Origin of the sequence: Streptomyces sp. NPDC051243, assembly GCF_044455405.1 — a bacterium.
GTDB lineage: Bacteria > Actinomycetota > Actinomycetes > Streptomycetales > Streptomycetaceae > Streptomyces.
Genome location: NZ_JBITES010000009.1, coordinates 22682 through 45598, shown reverse-complemented (window position 1 = coordinate 45598; position 22917 = coordinate 22682). Strand labels below are relative to the sequence as shown.

Here is a 22917-nt window from a genome sequence, read left to right as displayed (position 1 = left end):
ACCCCGTTTCGGGACATCCGTCCCGCCCCGGCCGAGAGGACGATCATGAGTACGGCGAGCACGCGGCTGCCCGAGGGCCGCTACGGCCGTTCCTCGGACGCGCACGCCGACCGCACGCTCAAGGTCGTCGGCACCGTCCTCGGGGTGGTGCTGCTGGCGCTGGTCGGGTACTTCGGCTACCACTACGTCGGCCAGAGCAAGATCAGCGCCGAGGTGATCGAGTTCGACGCGACCAAGGACGCGGTGAAGGTGCATCTGGAAGTCCGCAAGGACGCCGGCGCCTCCGGTTACTGCACCCTGCGCTCCCAGGCGGAGAACGGCGCTGAGGTGGGCCGGGCCGACTTCCGCTTCGACGGTGACGCCACCCGCATCGACAAGGTCGTCACGCTCCGTACGACGTCCCAGGGGACGACGGCCGAGCTGCTCGGCTGCCACACCGACTGACCCCGCCGATCACATCCGACCGACACTGGTCGACACCGACCGGCGCTGTCCGGAATACATACGCGCTGACCTGCGTTGACGGGATTCTGATGGCTTATGTCCTCCCCCTTCGGCCATTGAATTGTTAGGCTCGTGGTTTCGCCCTTCCGTGAGGGAACATCCTTCTGGGTAGGGCGATGCTTTGTATTCCCAGTAACTACGAGGAGCACCTGTGACCCAGACCAGCGAGAACGTCACCTGGCTGACCCAGGAGGCGTACAACAAGCTCAAGGACGAGCTTGCGTACCTTACTGGTCCTGCGCGCACGGAGATCGCCGCCAAGATCGCGGCCGCGCGCGAGGAGGGCGACCTGCGCGAGAACGGCGGGTACCACGCGGCCAAGGAGGAGCAGGGCAAGCAGGAGCTCCGTGTGCGCCAGCTGACCCAGCTGCTGGAGAACGCCCAGGTCGGCGAGGCGCCGACATCGGCGGAGGGCGAGGTCGCGCCCGGCATGGTCGTGACGATCGCCTTCGACGGCGACGAGGACGACACCCTGACCTTCCTGCTCGCCTCCCGTGAGTACGCGAGCGCCGACATCGAGACCTACTCGCCGCAGTCACCGCTGGGCGCCGGCGTCATCGGCCACAAGGTCGGCGAGGACGCCGAGTACGAGCTGCCGAACGGCAAGAAGGCCTCGGTGAAGATCATGAAGGCCGAGCCGTACAGCGGCTGACCGGACAGTGCGGCGGCCGCCCCCGACCGACCCGTCCTTGACCGGCCCCCGGCGCCCATGTGGCGCCGGGGGCTTTCGTCATGCCGTGGCCGAGCGGTACTTCCGCACCGACAGGGTGCGGAATATGACGATGATCAGGAGCGAGTAGATCAGCGAGGCCCACACCGGGTGCTGCATGGGCCAGGCGTCCGAGGGTGAGACCCCGGGGTTGCCGAAGAGCTCGCGGCAGGCCTGGACGGTGGCGCTGAAGGGGTTCCAGTCGGCGACATGACGCAGCCACGGGGTCATGTGGCTGGTGTCCACGAACGCGTTCGAGATGAAGGTGACCGGGAAGAGCCAGATCAGCCCGCTGGACGTGGCCGCCTCCGGCGTACTGACCGACATGCCGATCAGGGCACCGATCCAGGTGAACGCGTAACCGAGCAGGAGCAGCAGCCCGAAGGCCCCCAACACCCGGCCGGCGTTGGTGTCCCCGTCCGACCCGACGCGCCAGCCGACCAGCAGGGCGACGACGGCCAGGACGACCAGCGTCAGGGCGGTCTGGACGAGGTCGGCGAAGGTGCGCCCGGTGAGCACCGCACCCCGCGCCATGGGCAGAGAGCGGAACCGGTCGATGAGGCCCTTGTGCATGTCGTCGGCGATGCCCGCCCCGGAGCTGGCGGTGGCGAACGTGACGGTCTGCGCGAAGATGCCCGCCATCAGGAAGTTCTTGTAGTCCTCGGCGCTGGTGCTGGCCCCGATCTGCATCGATCCGCCGAAGACGTAGGTGAACAGCACCACGAACATGATCGGCTGGATGAGCCCGTAGATGATCATCTCCGGAATCCGCGACATCCGGATCAGGTTGCGTTTCGCGACGACCACCGAGTCCCGGACTGACTGGCTGACCGGGTTCGTGGACGGAGCGACGCGTACGGTGTCGAGAGCACTCACTTGACGGCCTCCTTGCCGTTCTCCTCGTCCTTCGCCTCGGCCACGTGTCCCGTCAGGGACAGGAACACATCGTCCAGGGTCGGGCGGCGCAGGCCGATGTCGTCGATCTCGATACCGCGGGTGTCGAGCTCGCGGATGACCTCGGCGAGGAGCTTGGCGCCGCCGGTCACGGGCACGGTGAGCTGGCGCATGTGGTCCTCGACCGTGGTCTCGCCCTTGCCGAAGCCGCGCAGGACCTCGGAGGCGGCGGGGATGTCTTCGCGCTCGTGCACCACGACCTCGACGCGCTCGCCGCCGGTGCGGGCCTTGAGCTGGTCGGAGGTGCCCTTGGCGATGACGCGGCCGTGGTCGACCACCGCTATGTCGTGCGCCAGGTGGTCGGCCTCTTCGAGGTACTGGGTGGTCAGCAGCAGGGTCGTGCCTCCCGAGACCAGCCGTTTGATGACGTCCCACAGCATCTGGCGGTTGCGCGGGTCGAGGCCGGTCGTCGGCTCGTCCATGAACATCACGGGCGGCGAGACGACCAGGGCGGCCGCGAGGTCGAGGCGGCGGCGCATGCCGCCGGAGTAGGTCTTGGTGGGGCGGTCGGCGGCGTCGGTGAGGCCGAACTGCTCCAGCAGTTCCGCCGCGCGGGCCTTCGCCGCCTTCGCCCTCATCTGGTAGAGCTGGCCGACCATCTGCAGGTTCTCGCGGCCGGTGAGGTACTCGTCGACAGCCGCGAACTGGCCGGACAGGCCGATGGAGCGGCGTACGGCGTCGGGGTGCTTGAGGACGTCGATACCCGCGACCACCGCCGAGCCGCTGTCGGGGCGCAACAGGGTCGTCAGACAGCGGACGGTCGTCGTCTTGCCCGCGCCGTTCGGCCCGAGCAGACCGAGGACCGTGCCCTCGGGGACATCGAGGTCGACGCCGTCCAGAGCCCTTACGTCACCGAAGGTCTTCACCAGGCCTTCGGCGTAGATGGCGCCTGGCATATGAATCTCCACGTCGTCGGGGATGGATCCGGAAGCGTTCGGAAAGCCTAGGTTTGCACTGGGTCGGCACTTTTCGCTCCATGCCGTGACTCAGCGTTGCGGCGAGGATACGAGACACACCATAACGCGATGTATCGCGTCTCTCAACGGGGTTTACCCGAACGAGTGACAAAGAGTCTCCGACCTGGCCTTTCGCCGGTTCGCCCCTCAGCCGATGACGGTGTAGCCCGCCTCGCGCAGGGCCTGGCCGACCTCGACGCAGTGCGTGTGGCCCTTCGTCTCCAGGTGCAGCTCGACCTCCGCCTCCGTGAGCCCGAGCCGTGGGTCGGTCCGTACGTGGCTCACATCGAGGACGTTAGCGTCCACCACTGACAACACCCCCAGAAGCGTGGCGAGCGCGCCCGGCCGGTCCGTCAGCCGCAGCCGTACGGCCAGGTAGCGGCCCTGCGCGGCCATGCCGTGCCGCAGGACCCGCTGGAGCAGCACCGGGTCGACGTTGCCGCCGGACAACACCGCGACGACCGGTCCCTCGAAGGCGCCGGGGTCGCTCAGCAGCGCCGCGACGGGACTCGCCCCGGCCGGCTCGACGACCAGCTTCGCCCGCTCCAGGCACAGCAGCAGTGCGGTGGCCAGCTCGTCCTCGGTGACCGTGCGGACCTCGTCCACCAGATCACGGATGAGCCGGAACGGCACGTCACCGGGTCGGCCGACCTTGATGCCGTCGGCCATCGTCGCCGGGTTGTCGACCGCGACCGGACGCCCGGCCGCCAGCGAGGGCGGGTACGCGGCCGCACCCGCCGCCTGCACGCCCACGATCCGCACGTCCGGCCGCAGCGTCTTCACCGCCATCGCGATCCCCGCCGCCAGCCCGCCCCCGCCGATGCCGACGACGATCGTGCGCGCCTCCGGGCACTGCTCGAGGATCTCCAGGCCGACCGTGCCCTGGCCCGCGATGATGTCGGGGTGGTCGAAGGGGTGGATGAACACCGCGCCCGTCTCCGCCGCGTACTCCTGCGCGGCGGCCAGCGTCTCGTCGACCACCTGGCCGTGCAGGCGCACCTCGGCGCCGTAGTCCCGGGTGGCGCTGATCTTCGGCAGCGGGGCGCCCTTCGGCATGAACACCGTGGAACGCACGCCGAGCAGCGACGACGCCAGGGCGACACCCTGCGCGTGGTTGCCGGCGCTCGCGGCCACGACCCCCGCCGCCCGCTCCTCCGGGAGCAGCCCCGCGATCCGCACATAGGCGCCGCGCAGCTTGAACGATCCCGTCCGCTGGAGGTTCTCGCACTTGAAGTGCACCGGCGCGCCCACCAGCTGGGTCAGGTGCCTGCTGCCCTCCATCGCCGTCACCCGCGCCACGCCCGTCAGCATCTTCTGGGCGCCGCGCACGTCGTCGAGCGTGACGGGAGGCAAGGAGTCAGCCGTGCTGTTGCTCATGACTCAAGTCTCGCAGTTCACAGGCGTGAGGCCCTGGTGTGACCAAGCACCGAGATGGGTTTCGCCAGCGCCGGTACACCCCGCGTCCGGGCCGCGTACCCTGTCCCCCAACCCAGCACCCCCTTCATGAAGTGAGCCCCCGGCCATGCCCACAACACCTGAAATGTCGATGGACATGACGACCGTCGCTGACAGCGGTCTCCTCGACACGCTGCAGCACGAGGTGGCGGTGTTCGCCCGCCGTGCCGAACAGACCCGGCTCGGTGGGGTCGGCCAGGTGCGCAACTCCATGGACCGCGCCGCATATCTGCTGCTCAACCGCCTCGACAAGGAAGGCCCCATGGGTGTCAAGGCACTCGCCGCGAGCATGGGGATCGACTCGTCGACGGTCACCCGGCAGGTGGCGCCGCTCGTCGACACGGGACTGGTCAAGCGGACCTCGCACCCCGAGGACGGGCGGGCGGTGGTGCTCCAGCTGTCCCCGCGCGGGCAGTCGCGGCTGGAGGAAGTGCGCTCCTCCCGGCGCCAGTTGATGGCCGAACTGACGCACGACTGGGCACCTGAGGAGCGCGAGGCGTTCTGCACGCTCCTGACTCGCTTCAACACCGCGCTGTCCACGCGGATGGCCGCGCAGGGCATCACGGGCGCGGAGACGCCTACGGCGTCCTGAGGGGCCGTCGACGGGGGTGGCCGTCGGCGCGCCCGACGATCAACCGGCACCGGGAGCGACCCGGCACTGGCACCGGCACGCGTCGTGATCGTGTGATCAGACACCGGCACGCGCGCGTGGACGTGTGATCGGGTCCCGGCTCTTGACCCTGGGCCGCCGCTGGCCTCATATGAAACCGGGTCCTCTTCTCGTACGCGAGCGATGTCTCACGTACCTGGTCCGGGGCCCGGTTCCGCAGGGCTCACTCAGGCGGGAGGGGCGGTGGGACGACGACGTGCGGCCCAGGACGCCCGCCGGGCCCGGGAGTTCAAGGCGTTCGTCGCGGGCGCGGCAGGGCGGCTGCTGCATGCCGCCACGCTGCTCACCGCGGAGCCACCCGAGGACAACCCGCGCGCGAGACGCCTGCTGACACTGTCCCTCGCGCACACGTACGCGTGCTGGGACCGGCTGCGCGGCGAGGACCCGTACGACCGAGCCCGCCAGTACCTGGCCACCCGCTTCTCCCGCGCCGCCTGGCACCAGTACGGCGGCCTGGGCGCGCTCGGCCGGTTCCGACCGCACCCGGCCGGCCCGCTCGCCCGGCTCTCCCCGCAGGAACGCCTGATCGTGGTCCTGCGGCTGTACGAGGGCGTCGCCGAGGAGCAGGTGGCGGCACTGCTGGGACTGCCGAGGGAACGCGTGCACGCGATGTGCGACCGGGCGACCGCGACCCTGCTGCATCCGCCGCGGGGCCCCGCACGGGCCGTGCTCGGAGCGAAGGCGGTCTCGCCGTGAATCGCCCCCAACGGGAAGCGGCCGTACGGCGGATCATGGAAGGCACGCCGCCGCCCGTGCCGCCGGAGCTGTACGCGGAGGTCGTACGCCGCGGTGGCCGGATGCTGCGCCGAAGGACGGTCGCCGTACGGCTGATGTGGCTGCTGCTGTCCGCCGCGACGGTGGCGTTCGTGGTGTGGGCGGTGACGGCCCGCCCGTGGGTGGAGCCGCCGTCGGAGACGACTCCACCGCTGACGGGCTGGTGAGGACACTGACCCGCTGGTGATGACCGCTGACCGGCTGGTCAGGGCCGCTGACCGGCTTTGCTGAGACCTTCCTGCAGGCCCGCTGGACCGGCGGCCCCGGACGGCGTGGACTAGCCGAGCGCCTGCTGGAGGTCCTCCAGGAGGTCGTCGACGTTCTCGATGCCCACGGAGAGGCGGACGAGGTCGGCGGGCACCTCCAGGGCGGAGCCGGCCGCCGACGCGTGCGTCATGCGTCCCGGGTGCTCGATGAGGGACTCGACACCGCCCAACGACTCGCCGAGCGTGAAGATCTTGGCCCGGTTGCAGACCTCGACGGCAGCCTCCTCGCCGCCGCTGACCTGGAAGGAGACCATGCCGCCGAACGCCCGCATCTGCTTGGCGGCGACCTCGTGACCGGGGTGCTCGGGCAGGCCCGGGTACAGAACGCGCGTCACGCGCGCGTGCCGGGTGAGCATGTCGGCGATCTTCGTGGCGTTCTCGCTGTGCCGGTCCATGCGCACCGACAGCGTCTTGGTGCCGCGCAGCACGAGCCAGGAGTCGAAGGGCCCGGCGACCGCGCCCATCGCGTTCTGGTGGAAGGCCAGTTCGTCGCCCAGGTCCGGGTCACTGACGATCAGCGCGCCGCCGACGACATCGGAGTGGCCGCCCATGTACTTGGTCAGGGAGTGCACCACGACGTCCGCGCCGAGGGACAGCGGCTGCTGCAGATACGGCGTGGCGAAGGTGTTGTCGACGACCAGTTTCGCGCCCGCGTCCCGGGCGATCTGGGCGACGGCGGCGATGTCGGTGATGCCGAGCAGCGGGTTGGAGGGGGTCTCCACCCACACGACCTTGGTCTTCGGGGTGATGGCGGCTCGTACGGCGGACGGATCGCCGGTGTCGGCGACCGACCACTCCACCCCCCATCGCGCGACGACCTTCGCGAACAGCCGGAACGTACCGCCGTACGCGTCATTGGGGATGACCACGTGGTCGCCGGGACTGAGCAGCGTACGCAACAGGCAGTCCTCGGCCGCCAGTCCGGACGCGAACGCAAGCCCGCGGCGACCGCCCTCCAGGGCGGCGAGGTTCTCCTCCAGGGCGGTCCTGGTCGGGTTGGCGCTACGGCTGTACTCATAGCCGCCGCGCAGGCCGCCGACCCCGTCCTGCTTGTAGGTCGAGACCTGATAGATCGGCGGGACGACCGCACCGGTGAGGGGGTCCGCCGTGTTGCCCGCGTGGATGGCGAGCGTCTCGAAGTGCTGACTGATGTGCCTGTCACTCATGTGCACTGAGCGTAGTGCGCGGACGGGGCGGATGCCGCCCGCTGGTGGGTTGCCCTGCGTTGCGGCTGGGTGTCCGCCCGCAGTGGCCGGCGTCAAGAACAAGAAACGGCACCTGCTGCTCGACCTCAGCCGCCGGTCCGAGGACGGACACCCCCCGACCCGTCCCCGACCCACAACCCACAACCCACCCGCAGGCGCTACGCGCACCCCCACCGAAGAGCAACAGGCCGCCGCAGGCATCACACCCGCACCCCCACCGAACACCAGCAGGCCGCCGCAGGCACCCCCGCCCAACCGCCGGAGGCCCTCGTTGGCCAATTGTCGGCGGCGTCTGGAACGCTGGAGGCATGGAGATTCTCTGGGTCCTGATCGCGATCGTCATGCTCGGCTTTGTGGTGCTGCCGTTCCTGAGGCGCAGGCGGGGCATGATCGAGCAGGTCGCGCCGGGCCACCCGGACGCCGCGGACCCTGCGAACTACGGCTTCGTCCGGCAGGAGGAGCTCGACATCCGCATGCCCGGCCCCGACCAGGACCTGCTGGACGTCCTGGACCTGGTGCAGCGCACCCAGGACTACCGCGCGGCCTCCCAACTGCTGGCCGGCACTGAGGCCGAGGGCGAGCTGCGCTGGCAGCGCGTACAGGCCTTCGCCGGCGCCGCGTCGCTGGAGCTGCAGCAGCGCCCGGGCGGCGTCAGCGAGTCGCCGGGCGGGCAGTGGCTGCGGGTGTGGCGCTCCGAGCAGCCCAAGGACGCGGGCGGCGCGGCCGTGCACGCGGAGTTCCTCGTGCAGCAGGCCTGGCGCACGGCGACGCCGGGCACGGACGAGTTCCGGATCATCATGGAGGAGGCGAGGTCGGCGTGCTCGGACGCGGCGCTGCTCGCCCCCGGTGACCCGATCCCGTACATCATCGAGCTGTCGGTGGCCCGTGGACTGGCCTACCCCCGGCAGGACTTCGAGCAGCTCTGGCTGAAGATCCTGGACCGCGCCCCGGCCCACATGGGCGCCCACCTGGCGGCCCTGCACTACTGGTGCGAGAAGTGGCACGGCTCGCGCGACCAGGCCTACGACTTCGCGGAGGCCGCGGCGGCCCGCGCACCCCAGGGCTCCCTCCTCGCCGCCATGCCGCTGTTCGCGGTGTTCGAGCACATGCCCGACCTGAACCTGGTCCGCGGCTTCTACCAGAGCGAGGTCGTGACGAAGGCGATCCACGGCGCGCTGTTCGCGGTGCACGCGGCCCGCCCCGACGACCCGATGCTGGCGCACGTGCGTCATCTGCTGGTCTTCTTCCTGGTCCGGGGCGAGCGCTGGGCGGAGGCCATGAACCAGCTGATACACGTCGACGGTCATGTCGGCGCCCTCCCCTGGACCCTGTCCGGCGACCCGGCCGCGGAGTTCGCGGTCTACCGGGCACTGGCGGTGGCGGGCTACGAGGCGAACGGCGGCAGCCCGGCGACGCTCCCGCACTGAGCGAGGCGAGGAAGGAACCTCATGCTCTTCGGCGGGAATTGACCCGAAGGGGACAGGCCGGCGGCGCTACGCTGCCGTTTCATGCAGGAGACGCGCCTCGACACCGCTCGGATCAGGGCGGCTCGCCAGGTGATCGACCCGGTTTTCCTCGACACTCCGCTGTACCGCTGCGAGGCGCTGGAGCCCGCCCTCGGATGCGCGGTGAGCATCAAGCTCGAAACGGCGAACCCGGTCCGCAGTTTCAAGGCCCGTGGCACCGAGCTGGTTGCGAGCCGGCTCGCCGGCCATGGCTCGCGAGCCGTGGTGTGTGCCAGCGCGGGCAACCTCGGCCAGGCCCTCGCCTGGTCGGGTCGCCGTCGGGGGCTCGACGTCACCGTCGTGGCATCCCACTTCGCGACCGCGGCCAAGCTGGATCGCATCCGCGCACTGGGCGCCGGGCTGGAGCTGGTGGACGGCGACCACGAGATGGCGCGCGAGCGGGCGGCGGCCATCGCGCGCCACGACGGCATCCGGCTGCTCGAGGACAGCCTGGACATCGAGACCTGTGAGGGCGCGGCGACGATCGGCCTGGAACTGGTGGACGCGGCGCCGTCGTTCGACACCGTCCTGATCGCTCTCGGCGGCGGGGCGCTGGCCACCGGTGTGGGGCATGTGGTGAAGGCCATGGCGCCCGAGGTGGAGGTGGTCTGCGTCCAGCCGCTGGGCGCGCCGGCGATGACGCATTCGTGGCACCAGCGCCGCGTGGTCACCACCGACTCGACCGACACCATCGCCGACGGCGTCGCCGGCCGGTGCCCCATCCCGGCCGTCCTGGACGACCTCCTCCTGGTCGCCGACGACGCCGTGCTGGTCCAGGAGGCGTCGATCATCGCCGGTATGCGGATGCTCCTCGACAACGCCGGCCTCGTGGTCGAGCCGTCGGCCGCTCTCGGCGTCGCGGCGGTCCTCGAGGACCGGGACCGCTTCGCCGACCGGCACGTGGCCGTCATCGTGTGCGGCGGCAACGTCGACGTGGACGCCTATCGCCGCTGGATAGGTGCCGCCGCTCCCACCCGCTAGCGCCGCCGCTCCCACCCGCTAGCCCTGAAAACCGCTCCCGGGCGGCGGGAGCACGCCGATGTGACCGAGTCCGCCGCCCGGCCGTCTCGCGGTCAGTCCTGGGCGCGGGCGGGCAGCCGCCATCCCGGGCGCGGGAAGTGGCAGGTGTAGCCGTCCGGGTAACGCTCCAGGTAGTCCTGATGCTCGGGTTCGGCCTCCCAGAAGGGGCCGACCGGCTCCACCTCGGTGACGACCTTGCCGGGCCACAGGCCGGAGGCGTCCACGTCCGCGATGGTGTCCTCGGCGATCCGCTTCTGCTCGTCGTCCACGTAGTAGATCGCCGAGCGGTAGCTGAGGCCGATGTCATTGCCCTGGCGGTTCTTGGTGCTCGGGTCGTGGATCTGGAAGAAGAACTCCAGGATCGCGCGATAGTCGGTCTTCTCGGGGTCGAAAAGGATCTCGATGGCCTCCGCGTGCGTGCCGTGGTTACGGTACGTCGCGTTCGGCACGTCACCCCCGGTGTATCCGACCCGGGTCGCCGTCACGCCCGGGAGCCGCCGGATCAGGTCCTGCATCCCCCAGAAACATCCGCCGGCCAACACGGCCCTCTGCGTCTGCGCAGCCATTGCGACCCTCCATTACTTCTCAGCATGCCGACTCGGGCTCTCGGCTCACACCACCGGCCTCTGATGCCCACTCTCGTGAACGCGCGAGGGCGCCTCAGGATTCCGCGCCCGCTCAGTCCGCCCGGTCCACCCGGTCCACCTGGTCCGCCCAGTTCTCCCGGTCCGGGCTGATCGACACGGCCAACCAACGGAACTCGCCCCCTGCTCCGCCCAGTTCGGAGTAGGGCCGCCAGTCGAGGTCGTACGTACCCCGCAGTGCGCAGGTGTTGTCCTTGTACTCGCCTTCGGCCCACAGCAGTGTGCCCGCGAGCCGGCGACCTTGATGGATCCTGAACGCCTGGTCGCGGGTCTGCCTCCGGCCCGGGCTCGGCACAGTCCACAGGGACGCGTCGTTCGTGACCATGACGGCCAGACCGTTCTGGTCCGATCGATGGCAGAAGCGCTCCAGTCTGGCTATGTCGCGAACGAAGTGGAGGCGGGCCAGGTCCGTCGCGGCATGCCCCTTCAGGGCGTAGTCCTCGGCAGGCGTGCCCGCGGCGCCTGACCAGCGCCGCGTGAAGTACTTGAACTCGATGGCGGTGCGGGCCGATGGGCCGATGCACAGGAGATCCAGGTACTCAGCCCTTCCCAGGTGCCGCTGCGGTACTTCGAGCCGTGAGTGCACGTCCGGCGCGAGTTCCCACAGCGACCTGGCGAAGCTGTGCTGAAGATCGGCTTCGGAGTGGAAGACCGGTCTGTGCCGGCCGAGTCGTGCGATGACGTCGTCGAGTGCGATCTGTCCGGCGACGGTTCTACCGCCGGCCGTCGGTGTCGTGGTCACCGTGCCATTGAAGCGCTTCCACAACCCGGCAGAGGGAGGCCGAGCAGCCCGGCTCGCCGAGGTGGACGACTTGCCGTCCGTCAGCGATCCGGACTCGGCTCGGGGGTGCCTCCCGCGGCCGTCTCGGGTTTCGTGTGGAGGATTTCGCGAGCCTGCTCCGCGGCACGGACGATGCTCTCGGAGATGAAGTCGACGAAGCGGGCGATGTTCTCGAGGCGGGCGGCGGCCGGGGTGCCGGGGCCGAGGACGCCGACGCCGTACCGTGCGGTTTCGCCGAGGTGGGCGGTGGCGCGGGCGCTGGCCATCACCGATTGGTACATGACGTCGTCGTCGACGATGTAGCGCTCGCGGCGGCGTTCGTCGCGTTCCCGGCGGACGAGGCCCTGACTCTCGAGGAACGCGATCGCTTTGGACACGGTCGCCGGGCTGACCTGGAGGCGCTGGACGAGCCCGGCCGCGGTGAGGCTGCCCGCGTCGGTGGTGTAGAGGCAGGTCAGCACGCGGGCCGTCATCTTGGGCAGGCCCGACTGCATGAAGACGGTGGTGAGCGTCTCCTCGTACTCGCGCACGGCCTCGGCGTCACGTCCGTGGGGCTGCGGGGGCGTGTTCGGGTTTCTGGGCACGGCCTGCCGGCGGCGGTGGGCGCGGTGTTCGGTGGCGCGGTGGGCGAGGTCGGCGCGGTAGCCGACGGGGCCGCCGTTGCGCATGACCTCGCGGGTGACGGTCGAGGTCGGGCGGTCCAGGCGTCTGGCGATCTCCGCGTACGCGAGGCCGTCGGCCAGTCCCAGCGCGATCTGCTGGCGTTCCTGCTGGGTGAGCCTGCCTCCCGGCATCGCGGTCTCCTTCGTGGTCGTGGTGACCGCAGCCTAGCGTTCACACTCAGACCATTGCAACGAAACAGGTGCGGACTGTTGCGTTAGATCCAATCCATTGCAACGATTTACCGTCGCTCACCTGCACTTATCGGAGTTTGATGCAACAAGCTTGTTGCCATATCCATAAACGCAACTTAGCGTTTCCGTCATCAGAAACGACGACGGGCCACACCGGCCCGCGACGCAGACGAAGGAGCGCACGATGCTGAAGTTCGACACTCCCGCCCAGGTGACCGCCGTCCTCGACATCCCCGCCGGACGCATCCAGCTCATCGCGGCCGACCGCACCGACACCACCGTCGAGGTCCTGCCCGCCAACGCCGCCAAGAGCCGCGACGTCAAGACCGCCGAGCAGATCGAGGTCAGCTACAGCGACGGCGTCCTGCGCATCGAGGCCGCGGAGGCACAGAACCGGCTCCTCGGGCACTCCGGCGCCGTCGAGGTGACGGTCCGGCTTCCCGCCGGCTCCCGCATCGAGGCCAAGGCCGGCGGCGCCGAACTGCGCGGCGTCGGACGCCTCGGCGACGTCACCTTCGACGGCGGCTACCGCTCGGTCAAGCTCGACGAGACCGCCGGCGCCCGTCTCACCGCCCACGACGGCGAGATCACCATCGGCCGGCTCACCGGCCCCGCCGAGATCAACACCCAAAGGGGCGACATCCAGATCACCGAGGCCACGCGTGGCACCGTCACACTGCGCACCCAGCAGGGCGACATCACCGTCGGCGCCGCCCGCGGAGTCTCCGCCTCCCTCGACGCCGGCACCACCTACGGCCGCATCCACAACACCCTCAACAACACCGACGGCGCCGACGCCGCCCTGACCATCCATGCGACCACCGACCACGGCGACATCACCGCCCGCAGCCTGTAGACGGGTACGCAGGGCATACGCGGACCGCGGCGCCGGCAGATCAGGGTCGGCGCCTCGGCCGTCGGGCGACTGTCAGACCCTGCTGCTTTCATGGGTGGCATGACCAGCAGAAGCGTCCTCGTCGAGCGGCGTATCGCCGCGGGTCAGGGCCCCGTGTGGGAGGCCCTGACCGATCTCCGGGGCATGGAGCGGGTGCTCAGCGGTGTCTCGAAGGTCGAAGTCATCACGGAGGGTGCCTTCGGTGTCGGGACCCGGTGGCGGGAGACCCGGCGGATGTTCGGCAAGGAGGCCACCGAGGAGATGTGGGTGACCGCCTGCGAACCGCCCGAGCGCTATGTGGTGGAGGCCGAGTCGCACGGCACCCACTACATCTCGGAGTGGGTGCTACGGGCGGACACGCCATCGGCGACGACGGTCCGGATGACCTTCACGGCCGAGGCCTCCGGCGGCGTCACGGGCCTGCTCGCCAGAATTCTGGGCGGCCTGGGATCACGGGCGGTGAGCAAGGCGATCGCCAAGGACCTGGATGAGGTCGCTTCGGCGGTCGAGGGACGTAGCCGCTGAAAGCGAGCGACACCTACGGCGCCGACATCCCCGTACCCGTCCCCGTCCCCGTACCCGTCCCCGCCTTCGTCGCATCCGCCCCCCAGCTCGCCAGCAGCCGCAACGCCTCCGCCGACGGCGACCCCGGCTCCGCGTGGTAAGTGATCAGGGTCTGCTCCGTGCCGTCGGACAGGCGGAACGACTCGAAGTTCAGGGTCAGTTCGCCCACCAGGGGATGCCGGATGTGCTTGACGCCGTAGGTCTTCTCCTTGACGTCATGCGTGGCCCACAGCCGTCGGAACTCCTCGCTCTTGACGGAGAGTTCGCCGACCAGGGCGGACAGGCGCGGGTCGTCCGGGTGGCAGCCCGCGTCCATGCGCAGATAGCTGACCATGTCGTACGCCTTCTGGTCCCACTCCACGAACAGCTCGCGGTACTCGGGCCTCAGGAACACCAGCCGAGCCCAGTTCCGCTCCTGCACCGGCAGCTCCGACCAGTCGCCGAAGACCGCCGCCGCCATCCGGTTCCAGGCGAGGATGTCCGACCGCCGGCCCGTGATGTACGCGGGCACCCCGTCGATCGAGTCCAGCAGCTGCGCCAGCGCCGGCCGCACCTGCTCCGTACGCGCCGCCGGCTTCTTCTTGTGCTGCTTCGGCTTCGCGAGGTGCGTGAGGTGGGCGTGCTCGGCGTCGCTGAGCCGCAGCGCCCTCGCGATCGCGTCGAGGACCTCTGCCGAGACGTTCCGCCCGTTGCCCTGCTCCAGGCGCGTGTAGTACGCCACGGACACCCCGGCCAGCTGCGCCAGCTCCTCGCGCCGCAGCCCGGGCACCCTGCGGTGCCGCCCGAAGTCCGGCAGCCCGACGTCCTCGGGCTTCAGCCGGGCCCGCCGGGTGCGCAGAAACTCGCTGAGTTCGGCGCGCCGGTCCAGGCCGGCACCGGGGCCGCCGGCGGTACCGGCGGAGGGACCCGTCACGGATTCGGGCTGTTCGTCCATGCGGTCAAGTATTCCCGGTCGTACGCACACGAGCCTGACCCCGTCAGTGGTAGGACCGGCGAACGTACGAAAACCCGAGGTCTGGGTGGCTTCGAAGCCCTTCGGCAGGCTTGACGACGTGCCCGGACAGAAGCAGGACCAGACCAGAAGGCAGCCGGGCGCGAACCCCCTAGGAGATCCCGGCATGACCACCGTTGCCGCATACGCAGCACCCGCCGCAAAGGCTCCGCTGGAGCGCACCACCATCGAACGCCGCGAGGTCGGCGAGTTCGACGTCCTGATCGACATCAAGTTCGCCGGTATCTGCCACTCCGACATCCACCAGGCCCGGGAGGGCTGGGGCGAGGCGATCTTCCCGATGGTCCCCGGCCACGAGATCGCGGGCATCGTCGCCGAGGTCGGCTCCGGCGTCACGAAGTACCAGGTCGGCGACCGGGTGGGCGTCGGCTGCATGGTCGACTCCTGCCGTGAGTGCGACAACTGCAAGGCCGGCCTGGAGCAGTACTGCACCAGCGGCATGGTCGGCACGTACAACGCCGTCGGCAAGGACGGCGAGCCCACCTACGGCGGCTACTCGGAGAAGATCGTCGTCGACGAGAACTACGTCGTGCGCATCCCGGACGGCCTCTCCCTGGACGTGGCCGCGCCGCTGCTCTGCGCCGGCATCACCACGTACTCCCCGCTCAAGCGCTTCAACGCCGGCCCCGGCAAGAAGGTCGCCGTCCTCGGCTTCGGCGGTCTCGGCCACATGGGCGTGAAGATCGCGCACGCGCTCGGCGCCGAGGTGACCGTTCTGTCCCAGTCCCTGCGCAAGCAGGAGGACGGCCTGAAGCTGGGCGCCGACCACTACTACGCCACCAGCGACCCGAAGACCTTCGAGGACCTGAAGGGCACCTTCGACGTCATCCTCTCGACGGTCTCGGCCCCGCTGAACCTGGACGCGTACCTGTCCCTGCTGAAGACGGAGGGCGCCTTCGTGAACGTCGGCGCGCCCGAGGAGCCCGTCGCGCTCAACCTCTTCTCCGTGATCGGCGGCGGCAAGACCCTCGCCGGCTCCATGATCGGTGGCATCCCCCAGACCCAGGAGATGCTGGACTTCTGCGCGGAGCACGGCTTCGGCGCCGAGATCGAGCTGATCCGCGCCGACCAGATCAACGAGGCGTACGAGCGGGTGCTCAGCAGCGATGTGCGGTACCGGTTCGTGATCGACACGGCGACGATCTGAGACAGCGCCGCTGATGACCGAGGGCACCGGAGCCGCACTGCTCCGGGGCCCTCAGCGTGTCGCCGCACTACGGCGCCCCGGCAGCCACGACGGCCGACACCGGAGGAGCACCGGCCGAGCACCGGCCGAGCACCGGAGGAGTACGGCCACCCCCTCCCTGCGACCGATGTGCCGCGCGACAGCGCTGCCTAGCGTGAGAGCAGGCCAGTCCGAACCGTGCACACGAGGAGGCAGCCCCGATGACCGTCCAGCTCAACCACACCATCGTCGCCGCGCACGACCAGAAGGCGTCGGCCCGGTTCCTCGCCGACATCCTGGGCCTTCGGGTGAGTCCGCAGTACGGTCCCTTCATCCCGGTCGAGATCCCCAACGGCGTCACGCTGGACTACCTGGAGTCACCCGGCGACATCACGCCGCAGCACTACGCGTTCCTGGTGTCGGAGGACGACTTCGACACGATCTTCGGCCGGATCCGGGAGGCGGGCCTGACGTACTGGGCCGACCCCTTCCACCGCCGCCCCGGCGAGATCAACCGCAACGACGGCGGCCGCGGCGCCTACTTCGAGGACCCGAACGGCCACAACCTGGAAATCCTCACCAGGCCGTATGGGAGCGGAGGCTGACGCGGACGGCCGGGTACCGCGGGTCGCGACCCGATCGGTCAGGGATCACCGGTTCCGTCCAGATCAGCCTGTCCCAGGGCCACCTGCCTCAGGCGCGCTACGCCCTCCGGAGCAAGCACGCTCAGCGGGCGCAGTGCCAGGAACCACTTGTCGGTGGTGAGTAGGTGGTGAACTATGCGGCGTCCGATCCCACGGTCCTCGGGGACACGAACACCCTGTCCGGAGCCCCGAGGGATGCATGCCTGAATGCGCCTCGCCGAGGGGAGGTCCACCTGCCCCGGAGCCGCACCGAGAAGCTCGGACCTCGACACGTCAACGCCGACAGCCAACTCGGCGACCATCGCGAGCGCTTCGAGCATGTCACCACGCGAAGGTGTCTGCGGAGCTGCCGATTCGTCCGGCACCTCCAACGTCATGCCGGCTACGCGCATGGCCTCCTTGAAGTCTCCGGTGGCGGCGAGGGCACAGACAATCTCTGCGCATTCCCCCTCCCACCGCTTGATGGCAGCGAGCAGTCCCTCCCATGTGCCGTCCGGGCAGCTTCGCAGGCTCACCAAGGCAGCAGCTCCGAGTTCGGCGTCGACGAGACCTGACTCACCGAGCGACTGAGCCGCAGTCGCGAGTCGATCGCGCTGGACGTTCGAGATAACGCCTCGGTTCGCGATCACCTCGGAGACATAACAGAAGAGGAGGTCTTCGTCGACGACCATGCCGAACAACTCGGGGTCCACCTGGCGGAAGGGATGGAAGGGATCGATGTCCTCCTCGCGATGCAGCAGTTCGATCAGTGCGGTGATGGCCTCCTTGGCCTCCGCCCGTGCCGCCTCTTGCCCCTCACCGAGGCTGGCAGCCAGCACCGCGAGGGCATCCGCTTGCGAAAGGCGGTCCGCGAAGGCATCGCACAGCTCCCGCGCCCGGACGCTCCGGCCAGCTCTGGCCAATACTTCGACCACTCCAACGCTCCGAGCCCAATAGGCTGCCGCGTATCGGTCGACCCGCCCACGAGCGTCGCGGCTCACCATGGCGTCCAAGAGGTGATGCGCCTCGTCGGCCAACTCGACAGCACGCTCCTGGTTCCTGGTGGCATACGCGCGAGCCAAGTGGAGCAGTACGGCGACCTTGGCGTCCCGATCGGGCAGAGTGCGTGCGAGTCGCTCCCCGCCCAAGTCGTCCTCGCCATCCACCAACATCTGTGCGACGGCGGCCACGGCGTATTCCTTCTGAGGCAAATCCGCTCTCTCGAACGACGCACGTTCCAGATCCCTTGCGACCGACTCGGCAGTCTCCGGGGCGCACTGAGCGAGAGCGACGGCGCACAGAAAGGCATACTCGTCGTCCGCCGGCAGCGTCGCGGTCTTCGACCTTCCTGACGGGCGCCACACCTTCATCAGAGCCTGCTGCGCTTGCCCACGTTCAATGAGCCCCTCCACCCAGCCCGGCCCCCATGCGTTGCCCCACGGGCTCGTGCGGTCGTGTGCGGCGAGCTCCCGATTCAGTGCCCGTTGCACGCGGTCCAGGACAGTAGGTTGTGCACAGCGTACGATCTCGGTCGCCTCGTCGAATTCGCCGCAGCGCACCAGAGCCTGGACGGCGGCGGTCTCGTCCTCGGCCGCACGCCATCCGCGACGCGCGGTCAGAGCAGCGCGCCTCGCCAAGATCCGGGCATAGCGCGGATCAACCTTGGCCAGCAAGAGCGCCGTCATCGCCAGCGGCGCAACCTCGTCGCTTGTTCCACGCCACTCGACCGCCTTGCCGACGAGCGCAGCACAGCGGGCCGGTTCCGTAGGCAACAGCGCCAGGCCGGCGATCGTGAAGAGAGCCGCTGTGTCCGCCCCTGCCGTTGTCTGCGCCCGGGCGAGTGAGTGGGCAGCGGCAGAGAGAGACTTCCGGTCACCGGCAGGAACCGCCCGCAGCACGGCCAGCAGCACCTGAGCCCTGTCGTACAGGTCCATGAGGAAAAGCGCAGTGGTGAGGGCCATGGAATGCTGACCCAGGGCGGCATAGACAACGGCCAAATGCGAGTGGAGCTCCTTCGCAGCCGTACTGGCCTGATCCACCTGGTCCACGAGCACTTCCGTTTCGTCGACCAGTCTTCTTGCACGGTCCGAATCGCGTTGCACAACTTGTCGGGCCACGGCGGCCAGTGCTACGGATCTCCTGCTGGCATCCGAGATGCAACGCGCGAGGGCAACCCCCTTGTCCACCTTTCCCAGGGCGGTCCAAAGGGCCGGAAGGTCGGCCGTCAGAGCAGCGTTACGCGCGACGAGGCATGTTTCGGAGAACGCGAGCATGCACACCGACCACAGGTCCTCGTCTCGATCCGACGATCTCAACGCGTCCCGTGCCAGGGCGAGCTCTCTCAGGGCGGCGGCATCTGCGCCCGTGACGGCACGCAGTCTGCGGTGGCGGTTGGGGTCCACCACGAGTTCGACGTGGCGCCGGCTACCGGCAGATTCGGTCTGCACCACTCGGCCATAAGCCTGCAACAGGTACGACGGGGTGTGCGCGGGCCACTGGAGTTCCTGGTACGTCCGTGCCCAAGCATGCAGCCGCAGGCGGTACTTCTCGATCGTCGAGCCGATAGCGGCTTCCGCCTCGTCGCGCAGGGTTTCGTGCGCGACGAGATATCCGCGCTCCGCTGTGTCCGTGCCCCTTGCACGGGTGCTCAGGCTGCGACCGAAGGAACTGTTCAGGCCGATTTTCAGTTCGTACGGCTCGATGCCGGTGAGCTCTTCGAGGTCATGGATGGTGAGACCACCTCGAGCGGCTGCCACAAATCCGAGGATCTCGCGCGGCACTGGGCCACTGCGCAGCGCGCGGAACAGTTCGTGCTGCGCTCCGTCGCGGGTGTGCTGTGCCGATGGGCTTATGCCGAGTTGTCGAATCTGGAGATGCCGCAGTGGATGATCGGGGGCGACATCCGACGGGAGCTCCGGGTGGGGGCGACTCGTGACCAGCACTCGTACGTTGGCCGGAGGTCTTGGCGGCAGGAGTGAAGCGATGCTCGGGCGATTGCTGCCCGGCGACGCTGCTTCGTCCTCGTCCAGACCGTCAACGACGATCAGGAGTCGTTCCCCGCGTTCGTTCAGCCGCTGCGCGGCTTGGTTGATCAGGGCTCTTCTGTAGCTGTCGCGGTTGGTGACCATCGCCGGCGGAGTGTTCACCAGCTCGGCCAACTGCTCGATCAACGCGTCCGTGAAGGCATCACTGTCCGCCTGGCCTGCAAGCCGCGCCGTGACGAAGAAGGGGACGGTGACGACACCGACCGGCGCATGGAGGGAGAACCAGGCGGCGAGGGCGGTCTTGCCTGCCCAGGGCGGGGCCTGCCACCACTGGTACTGATCATCGCCCGCACAGAAGTCGATGAGCTGGGCGACCTCCGCCTCTCGCCCGATCAAGTCGTCGGGCGCGATGTCATGTACCTGCGCTTGATAGGCACCGCGCACCATGCCCCAGGTACCTGCCGGTATCGCGTCAGGAAGCCCGGAAGCCCGTACGGGCCTTCTCAGGAGGCCCTGAAGGACGCCGACGTCGGCTGGTTCCAACTGGTGGAACCAGCGGTCGATCCGCAGAACGGCGAGTCGACCGAGGCCATCGGAGCGATGATGTCGTCCCACGATTCCGATGAGCAGGCCATTGCTGAAGACAGGCGCGCCGGACATACCCTCCCACGGTGAGTGCTCAGGATCGGCATCGTGTTCGGGCGGCGCGACGATCAGCTCCAGCGTGCCTTCGCGACGGTGTGACAGGACCGGCGAGGTGCCTTCGGCGTGACAGGTGTCCCGGTAGTTCGCTCCGTTGTGATACGTCCTCAGCTTGAACCGGGGAAAACCCAACGTGCTGCATTTCAGGATGGCGTCGTACTCCCCCACGTGGCCGAAGGCGACAGGCGCGTCGGTGTTCTCTCCAGGCACACCGAGCAAAGCGAAGTCCATCCCGTGGTGACACCACAGAACTTGCGCGTCCAGGACCCTCTCGGTCGGCAGATCCGCATCGAAACGCACGGAGATGCGCTCGGCGCTCCGTACGACATGAGCCGCCGTCAGAAGCACACCGTCGCGGATGAGGTATCCCGAGCCCCGACGCCCTCGCCCATTCGCCACCGTGACGATGATCTCCGCGGCTCGCGCAGCGGTCAGGCCACCCTCTCCCAGCATTACGCGCTCACTCAGCGCTCCCCGGCCACCGCATCACCGGCGATTTCAGGGGGACCTGTGTGGCCGTCAAGCTTCGGCGTCAACGTGAACTTGATGCGATGTGCGCTCGTCTCGGCAAGTTTGCCGCCGCCGTGTACGTCGACCACCCAGATGCGGACCTTGGCTCCGGCATCCGTCGACTGCTCCACCGTGATGCTGGCTTCGACCTCGACCGGGCCGAGCTCGAATCGCATCCGCTCACCTGCACCGGCGGACATCGCGAGATCCAGTTCACGCCTCAGCTCGCCGATGACCTGGGACAGTTCAATCACAGCATCCCCCTTGCACGCTCCAGGCAAGAGTACTGGTCGGCCACTCACGCCGCGATGGTCCCGGGGCTCGATGCCGATGATCACTGGGCATCGTGCACTTTCGCCACTGACGGAGTGAGCACTCACTCCGTATCGTCATCATGGGACCGAGCGTGGTGCTGCCGTGACCACCGGACGGATCGCCCGTGCCGCCGGGATCGGGGAGGCGACGATCTTCCGGGTCTTCGCCGACAAGGACGAACTGCTGGACGCCTGCGTGGCCGAGGCCGTCGACCCCGATCACATACTGCGCGAACTCGCCACCGTCGACCTGGAGTTGCCGCTGGCCGAGCGGCTGACCGAGGCCGCCGACGCAATGAGCGCGCATCTGGAGCGGATCGGCGCCGTGGTCGGCGCCCTGTTCGCGTCGGGGCGGCGGCGCGGCCGGGCCGACGGCGAGCAGCCCACGCAGCACGACCGCGACGCCTCCACCCGCGCCCTGCGCGAGGCCGTCGTCGAACTGCTCGAACCCGACCGCGAGGCGCTGCGGCTGCCGCCCGAGAAGGTGGCGGCCCTTTTCATCGGCGGCCTCTTCGCCCAGCTCCGCTCCGGCTCATCGGGCGAGGACGGCAGCCCGACCCCGGCCGAACTGGCCGACGTGCTCCTGCACGGCGTACTCAAGCAACCAGGGAGCCGGCCATGACCGTGACGCTCGACCACACCATCGTCCCGGCCACTGACCACACCGCCGCCGCCCGCTTCTTCGCCACCGTCATGGGCCTGGAGCAGCTTCCTGCGGACGGCAGTGGCGGCCACTTCGCGCCCGTGCGGGTCAACGAGCACCTGACGCTCGACTTCATGACGGCCGAGGGCGCCGAGGGGCACCATCTCGCCTTCGACGTCGACCCCGGGACCTTCGACGCGATCCTCGGCCGACTGCACGCCCTCGGCGTCCCGTACGGCAACGGACCCTCCGCCCCGGACAACGGCCGTGTCGACCATCCCCTGTGCGCCCGGGGGCTGTATTTCACCGACGAGGCGGGGAATCTGTACGAGATCATGTCGCCCCGATGACCGGCCCTGTGATCCGGTGAGCCGTCACCCCCGATACGGCGGCGCGGCCCCCCAGTTCCACCTCGGCACCGGCTGCTCCGCCGGCGCCGCCGCGTCCGGACCCGAGAAGTGCACCGCCAGCCTCGTCCCCCACTCCACATACGCCAGGAACGCCGAGCGGAACTCCGCGTCCGTCGGCAGGCCCGCCTCGTCGGCCGCGTCCTGGATGAGGTCGACCCAGCGGCGGCGCTGCGGCTCGGTGATCCCCCGGCCCATGTGCTTGGCGACCATGTGGCCGTGGCCGCCCTGGGGCTCGGAGTAGGCGGGCGGGCCGCCGAAGACCTCGCCGAGCCAGAGCGCCACGTGCTGCGCGTGGGCCGGGTCCAGGTCGGCGAAGAGCGGGGCCAGCAGGTCGTCCTTGCGGACCTTGTCGTAGAAGACCGACGTCAGGCGGGCGAACGCCTCCGCGCCGCCCGCCCAGGCGTACAGCGTCGGCACCGACGCGCCCGCACCGCGCACCGCCGTCGGCTTGTAGTGGCGCATCTCCTCGATGTGGGTGATGTACGGCCGGATCTCGGCGAGGAAGTCCGGGAACAGCTCCGACTTGCGGAAGCCCTCCAGGTGGTCCTCGGTCGACGTCCAGGTGATGCGCAGGACGTAGTGCTCGAAGTCCTCCTCGCAGCGGGCGAGTTCGTAGTCGACGCAGTGCGGGGAGGCGGCGAGCTGGGCCGCTGCGCGGGTGTAGGCGGCGAGGAACTCCGCCGACTTCTGCTCGGGGATGCGGTACCGGATGTATTCGACCGTGTGAGCCGTCATGGCCTCACGGAAACACGAAAACCGACCGGACGCTCGCCCTCCGCAGTTTCCCGTGCCCTCGGG

At 69.3% G+C, this 22917-nt stretch carries 24 protein-coding genes; 13 read left to right on the top strand and 11 right to left on the bottom strand.

All coding sequences use genetic code 11. The features are described 5' to 3' along the window. Positions 1 to 45 precede the first annotated feature (45 nt). Positions 46 to 444 carry a DUF4307 domain-containing protein gene (locus ACIBAG_RS23330; RefSeq protein ID WP_399107423.1) on the top strand — a complete coding sequence of 133 codons (399 nt, stop codon included), beginning with the start codon at positions 46 to 48 and terminating at the stop codon, positions 442 to 444. Between the two features lie 211 nt (positions 445 to 655). Then, entirely contained in the window at positions 656 to 1156 is a 501-nt protein-coding gene (greA, locus tag ACIBAG_RS23325; RefSeq protein WP_031483582.1) for a transcription elongation factor GreA, read from the top strand. Positions 1157 to 1234: 78 nt separating this feature from the next. Here the strand turns inward: greA and ACIBAG_RS23320 are convergent, their stop codons facing one another. From ACIBAG_RS23320 to ilvA, 3 genes are all read right to left on the bottom strand, one after another. Then, the gene (locus tag ACIBAG_RS23320; RefSeq protein WP_399107422.1) at positions 1235 to 2089 is read right to left on the bottom strand and encodes an ABC transporter permease; all 855 of its coding nucleotides are present in this window, start codon (positions 2087 to 2089) and stop codon (positions 1235 to 1237) included. Further along, on the bottom strand, positions 2086 to 3063 hold the full coding sequence (locus ACIBAG_RS23315; RefSeq protein ID WP_399107421.1) for an ATP-binding cassette domain-containing protein: 978 nt from the start codon (positions 3061 to 3063) through the stop codon (positions 2086 to 2088). The genes ACIBAG_RS23320 and ACIBAG_RS23315 overlap by 4 nt, the downstream gene beginning before the upstream one ends. Before the next feature lie 207 nt (positions 3064 to 3270). Next, entirely contained in the window at positions 3271 to 4500 is a 1230-nt protein-coding gene (gene ilvA, locus ACIBAG_RS23310; RefSeq protein WP_399107420.1) for a threonine ammonia-lyase, read from the bottom strand. A 163-nt stretch (positions 4501 to 4663) separates the two neighbouring features. On the opposite strand from ilvA, the gene ACIBAG_RS23305 reads away from it, so the two are divergent. The 3 genes from ACIBAG_RS23305 (at position 4664) to ACIBAG_RS23295 (ending at position 6189) form a co-directional block, all read left to right on the top strand. Beyond that, positions 4664 to 5170, top strand: a complete 507-nt coding sequence (locus ACIBAG_RS23305) for a MarR family winged helix-turn-helix transcriptional regulator (protein ID WP_399107419.1) — start codon at positions 4664 to 4666, stop codon at positions 5168 to 5170. A gap of 261 nt (positions 5171 to 5431) precedes the next feature. Next, positions 5432 to 5944, top strand: coding sequence for a sigma factor-like helix-turn-helix DNA-binding protein (locus ACIBAG_RS23300; protein ID WP_399107418.1), 513 nt, complete (start codon positions 5432 to 5434; stop codon positions 5942 to 5944). Continuing rightward, positions 5941 to 6189 carry a hypothetical protein gene (locus ACIBAG_RS23295; protein ID WP_399107417.1) on the top strand — a complete coding sequence of 83 codons (249 nt, stop codon included), beginning with the start codon at positions 5941 to 5943 and terminating at the stop codon, positions 6187 to 6189. The genes ACIBAG_RS23300 and ACIBAG_RS23295 overlap by 4 nt, the downstream gene beginning before the upstream one ends. Positions 6190 to 6299: 110 nt before the next feature. Here ACIBAG_RS23295 and ACIBAG_RS23290 read toward each other — a convergent pair whose 3' ends face one another. Beyond that, the gene (locus ACIBAG_RS23290) at positions 6300 to 7454 is read right to left on the bottom strand and encodes a cystathionine gamma-synthase (protein WP_399107416.1); all 1155 of its coding nucleotides are present in this window, start codon (positions 7452 to 7454) and stop codon (positions 6300 to 6302) included. A gap of 347 nt (positions 7455 to 7801) precedes the next feature. Between ACIBAG_RS23290 and ACIBAG_RS23285 the strand changes: the two genes are divergently transcribed. After that, positions 7802 to 8920 (top strand): hypothetical protein, encoded by a 1119-nt coding sequence (locus ACIBAG_RS23285; protein WP_399107415.1) that lies wholly within the window; start codon positions 7802 to 7804, stop codon positions 8918 to 8920. 81 nt (positions 8921 to 9001) lie between these two features. After that, a complete protein-coding gene (locus tag ACIBAG_RS23280; protein WP_399107414.1) occupies positions 9002 to 9979 on the top strand; it encodes a threonine/serine dehydratase in 978 nt (325 codons plus the stop codon). A 92-nt stretch (positions 9980 to 10071) separates the two neighbouring features. Here ACIBAG_RS23280 and msrA read toward each other — a convergent pair whose 3' ends face one another. From msrA to ACIBAG_RS23265, 3 genes are all read right to left on the bottom strand, one after another. Further along, a complete protein-coding gene (gene msrA, locus ACIBAG_RS23275) occupies positions 10072 to 10584 on the bottom strand; it encodes a peptide-methionine (S)-S-oxide reductase MsrA (RefSeq protein WP_399107413.1) in 513 nt (170 codons plus the stop codon). Between the two features lie 112 nt (positions 10585 to 10696). Then, on the bottom strand, positions 10697 to 11404 hold the full coding sequence (locus ACIBAG_RS23270) for a hypothetical protein (protein ID WP_399107412.1): 708 nt from the start codon (positions 11402 to 11404) through the stop codon (positions 10697 to 10699). Positions 11405 to 11484: 80 nt separating this feature from the next. Continuing rightward, a complete protein-coding gene (locus ACIBAG_RS23265; RefSeq protein ID WP_399107411.1) occupies positions 11485 to 12237 on the bottom strand; it encodes a helix-turn-helix domain-containing protein in 753 nt (250 codons plus the stop codon). Between the two features lie 244 nt (positions 12238 to 12481). Between ACIBAG_RS23265 and ACIBAG_RS23260 the strand changes: the two genes are divergently transcribed. Together ACIBAG_RS23260 and ACIBAG_RS23255 are read left to right on the top strand one after the other, a co-directional pair. Then, positions 12482 to 13153, top strand: a complete 672-nt coding sequence (locus ACIBAG_RS23260; RefSeq protein ID WP_399107410.1) for a DUF4097 family beta strand repeat-containing protein — start codon at positions 12482 to 12484, stop codon at positions 13151 to 13153. A 99-nt stretch (positions 13154 to 13252) separates the two neighbouring features. Further along, positions 13253 to 13717, top strand: coding sequence for an SRPBCC family protein (locus ACIBAG_RS23255; RefSeq protein ID WP_399107409.1), 465 nt, complete (start codon positions 13253 to 13255; stop codon positions 13715 to 13717). 13 nt (positions 13718 to 13730) lie between these two features. Here the strand turns inward: ACIBAG_RS23255 and ACIBAG_RS23250 are convergent, their stop codons facing one another. Next, complete coding sequence (locus tag ACIBAG_RS23250; protein WP_399107408.1) at positions 13731 to 14690, bottom strand: helix-turn-helix transcriptional regulator; 960 nt, start codon at positions 14688 to 14690, stop codon at positions 13731 to 13733. Positions 14691 to 14874: 184 nt separating this feature from the next. On the opposite strand from ACIBAG_RS23250, the gene ACIBAG_RS23245 reads away from it, so the two are divergent. Both ACIBAG_RS23245 and ACIBAG_RS23240 read left to right on the top strand, forming a co-directional pair. Next, the gene (locus tag ACIBAG_RS23245) at positions 14875 to 15915 is read left to right on the top strand and encodes an NAD(P)-dependent alcohol dehydrogenase (protein ID WP_399107407.1); all 1041 of its coding nucleotides are present in this window, start codon (positions 14875 to 14877) and stop codon (positions 15913 to 15915) included. Positions 15916 to 16154: 239 nt separating this feature from the next. Next, a complete protein-coding gene (locus ACIBAG_RS23240) occupies positions 16155 to 16538 on the top strand; it encodes a VOC family protein (RefSeq protein ID WP_399107406.1) in 384 nt (127 codons plus the stop codon). Between the two features lie 38 nt (positions 16539 to 16576). Here the strand turns inward: ACIBAG_RS23240 and ACIBAG_RS23235 are convergent, their stop codons facing one another. Further along, on the bottom strand, positions 16577 to 20695 hold the full coding sequence (locus tag ACIBAG_RS23235) for a trypsin-like peptidase domain-containing protein (RefSeq protein WP_399107405.1): 4119 nt from the start codon (positions 20693 to 20695) through the stop codon (positions 16577 to 16579). An 11-nt stretch (positions 20696 to 20706) separates the two neighbouring features. Then, positions 20707 to 21006, bottom strand: a complete 300-nt coding sequence (locus ACIBAG_RS23230; protein WP_399107404.1) for a trypco2 family protein — start codon at positions 21004 to 21006, stop codon at positions 20707 to 20709. 163 nt (positions 21007 to 21169) lie between these two features. Between ACIBAG_RS23230 and ACIBAG_RS23225 the strand changes: the two genes are divergently transcribed. Both ACIBAG_RS23225 and ACIBAG_RS23220 read left to right on the top strand, forming a co-directional pair. Further along, positions 21170 to 21688: a TetR/AcrR family transcriptional regulator gene (locus ACIBAG_RS23225; RefSeq protein WP_399107403.1), complete on the top strand. Its 519-nt coding sequence runs from the start codon at positions 21170 to 21172 to the stop codon at positions 21686 to 21688. Next, the gene (locus tag ACIBAG_RS23220) at positions 21685 to 22059 is read left to right on the top strand and encodes a VOC family protein (protein WP_399107402.1); all 375 of its coding nucleotides are present in this window, start codon (positions 21685 to 21687) and stop codon (positions 22057 to 22059) included. Before ACIBAG_RS23225 ends, ACIBAG_RS23220 begins: the two co-directional genes overlap by 4 nt. 24 nt (positions 22060 to 22083) lie before the next feature. Here the strand turns inward: ACIBAG_RS23220 and ACIBAG_RS23215 are convergent, their stop codons facing one another. Continuing rightward, positions 22084 to 22854, bottom strand: a complete 771-nt coding sequence (locus ACIBAG_RS23215; protein WP_399107401.1) for a group II truncated hemoglobin — start codon at positions 22852 to 22854, stop codon at positions 22084 to 22086. Positions 22855 to 22917 lie beyond the last annotated feature (63 nt).

Bases quoted from the DNA above. Each gene is read 5' to 3' on its own strand.
- ACIBAG_RS23240 (WP_399107406.1), top strand. From the start codon at position 16,155: ATGACCGTCCAGCTCAACCACACCATCGTCGCCGCGCACGACCAGAAG.
- ACIBAG_RS23330 (WP_399107423.1), top strand. From the start codon at position 46: ATGAGTACGGCGAGCACGCGGCTGCCCGAGGGCCGCTACGGCCGTTCC.
- ACIBAG_RS23280 (WP_399107414.1), top strand. From the start codon at position 9,002: ATGCAGGAGACGCGCCTCGACACCGCTCGGATCAGGGCGGCTCGCCAG.
- ACIBAG_RS23245 (WP_399107407.1), top strand. From the start codon at position 14,875: ATGACCACCGTTGCCGCATACGCAGCACCCGCCGCAAAGGCTCCGCTG.
- ACIBAG_RS23260 (WP_399107410.1), top strand. From the start codon at position 12,482: ATGCTGAAGTTCGACACTCCCGCCCAGGTGACCGCCGTCCTCGACATC.
- ACIBAG_RS23265 (WP_399107411.1), bottom strand. From the start codon at position 12,237: ATGCCGGGAGGCAGGCTCACCCAGCAGGAACGCCAGCAGATCGCGCTG.
- ACIBAG_RS23290 (WP_399107416.1), bottom strand. From the start codon at position 7,454: ATGAGTGACAGGCACATCAGTCAGCACTTCGAGACGCTCGCCATCCAC.
- ACIBAG_RS23220 (WP_399107402.1), top strand. From the start codon at position 21,685: ATGACCGTGACGCTCGACCACACCATCGTCCCGGCCACTGACCACACC.
- ACIBAG_RS23235 (WP_399107405.1), bottom strand. From the start codon at position 20,695: ATGCTGGGAGAGGGTGGCCTGACCGCTGCGCGAGCCGCGGAGATCATC.
- msrA (WP_399107413.1), bottom strand. From the start codon at position 10,584: ATGGCTGCGCAGACGCAGAGGGCCGTGTTGGCCGGCGGATGTTTCTGG.
- ACIBAG_RS23250 (WP_399107408.1), bottom strand. From the start codon at position 14,690: ATGGACGAACAGCCCGAATCCGTGACGGGTCCCTCCGCCGGTACCGCC.
- ACIBAG_RS23215 (WP_399107401.1), bottom strand. From the start codon at position 22,854: ATGACGGCTCACACGGTCGAATACATCCGGTACCGCATCCCCGAGCAG.
- ilvA (WP_399107420.1), bottom strand. From the start codon at position 4,500: ATGAGCAACAGCACGGCTGACTCCTTGCCTCCCGTCACGCTCGACGAC.
- ACIBAG_RS23255 (WP_399107409.1), top strand. From the start codon at position 13,253: ATGACCAGCAGAAGCGTCCTCGTCGAGCGGCGTATCGCCGCGGGTCAG.
- ACIBAG_RS23285 (WP_399107415.1), top strand. From the start codon at position 7,802: ATGGAGATTCTCTGGGTCCTGATCGCGATCGTCATGCTCGGCTTTGTG.
- ACIBAG_RS23305 (WP_399107419.1), top strand. From the start codon at position 4,664: ATGTCGATGGACATGACGACCGTCGCTGACAGCGGTCTCCTCGACACG.
- ACIBAG_RS23315 (WP_399107421.1), bottom strand. From the start codon at position 3,063: ATGCCAGGCGCCATCTACGCCGAAGGCCTGGTGAAGACCTTCGGTGAC.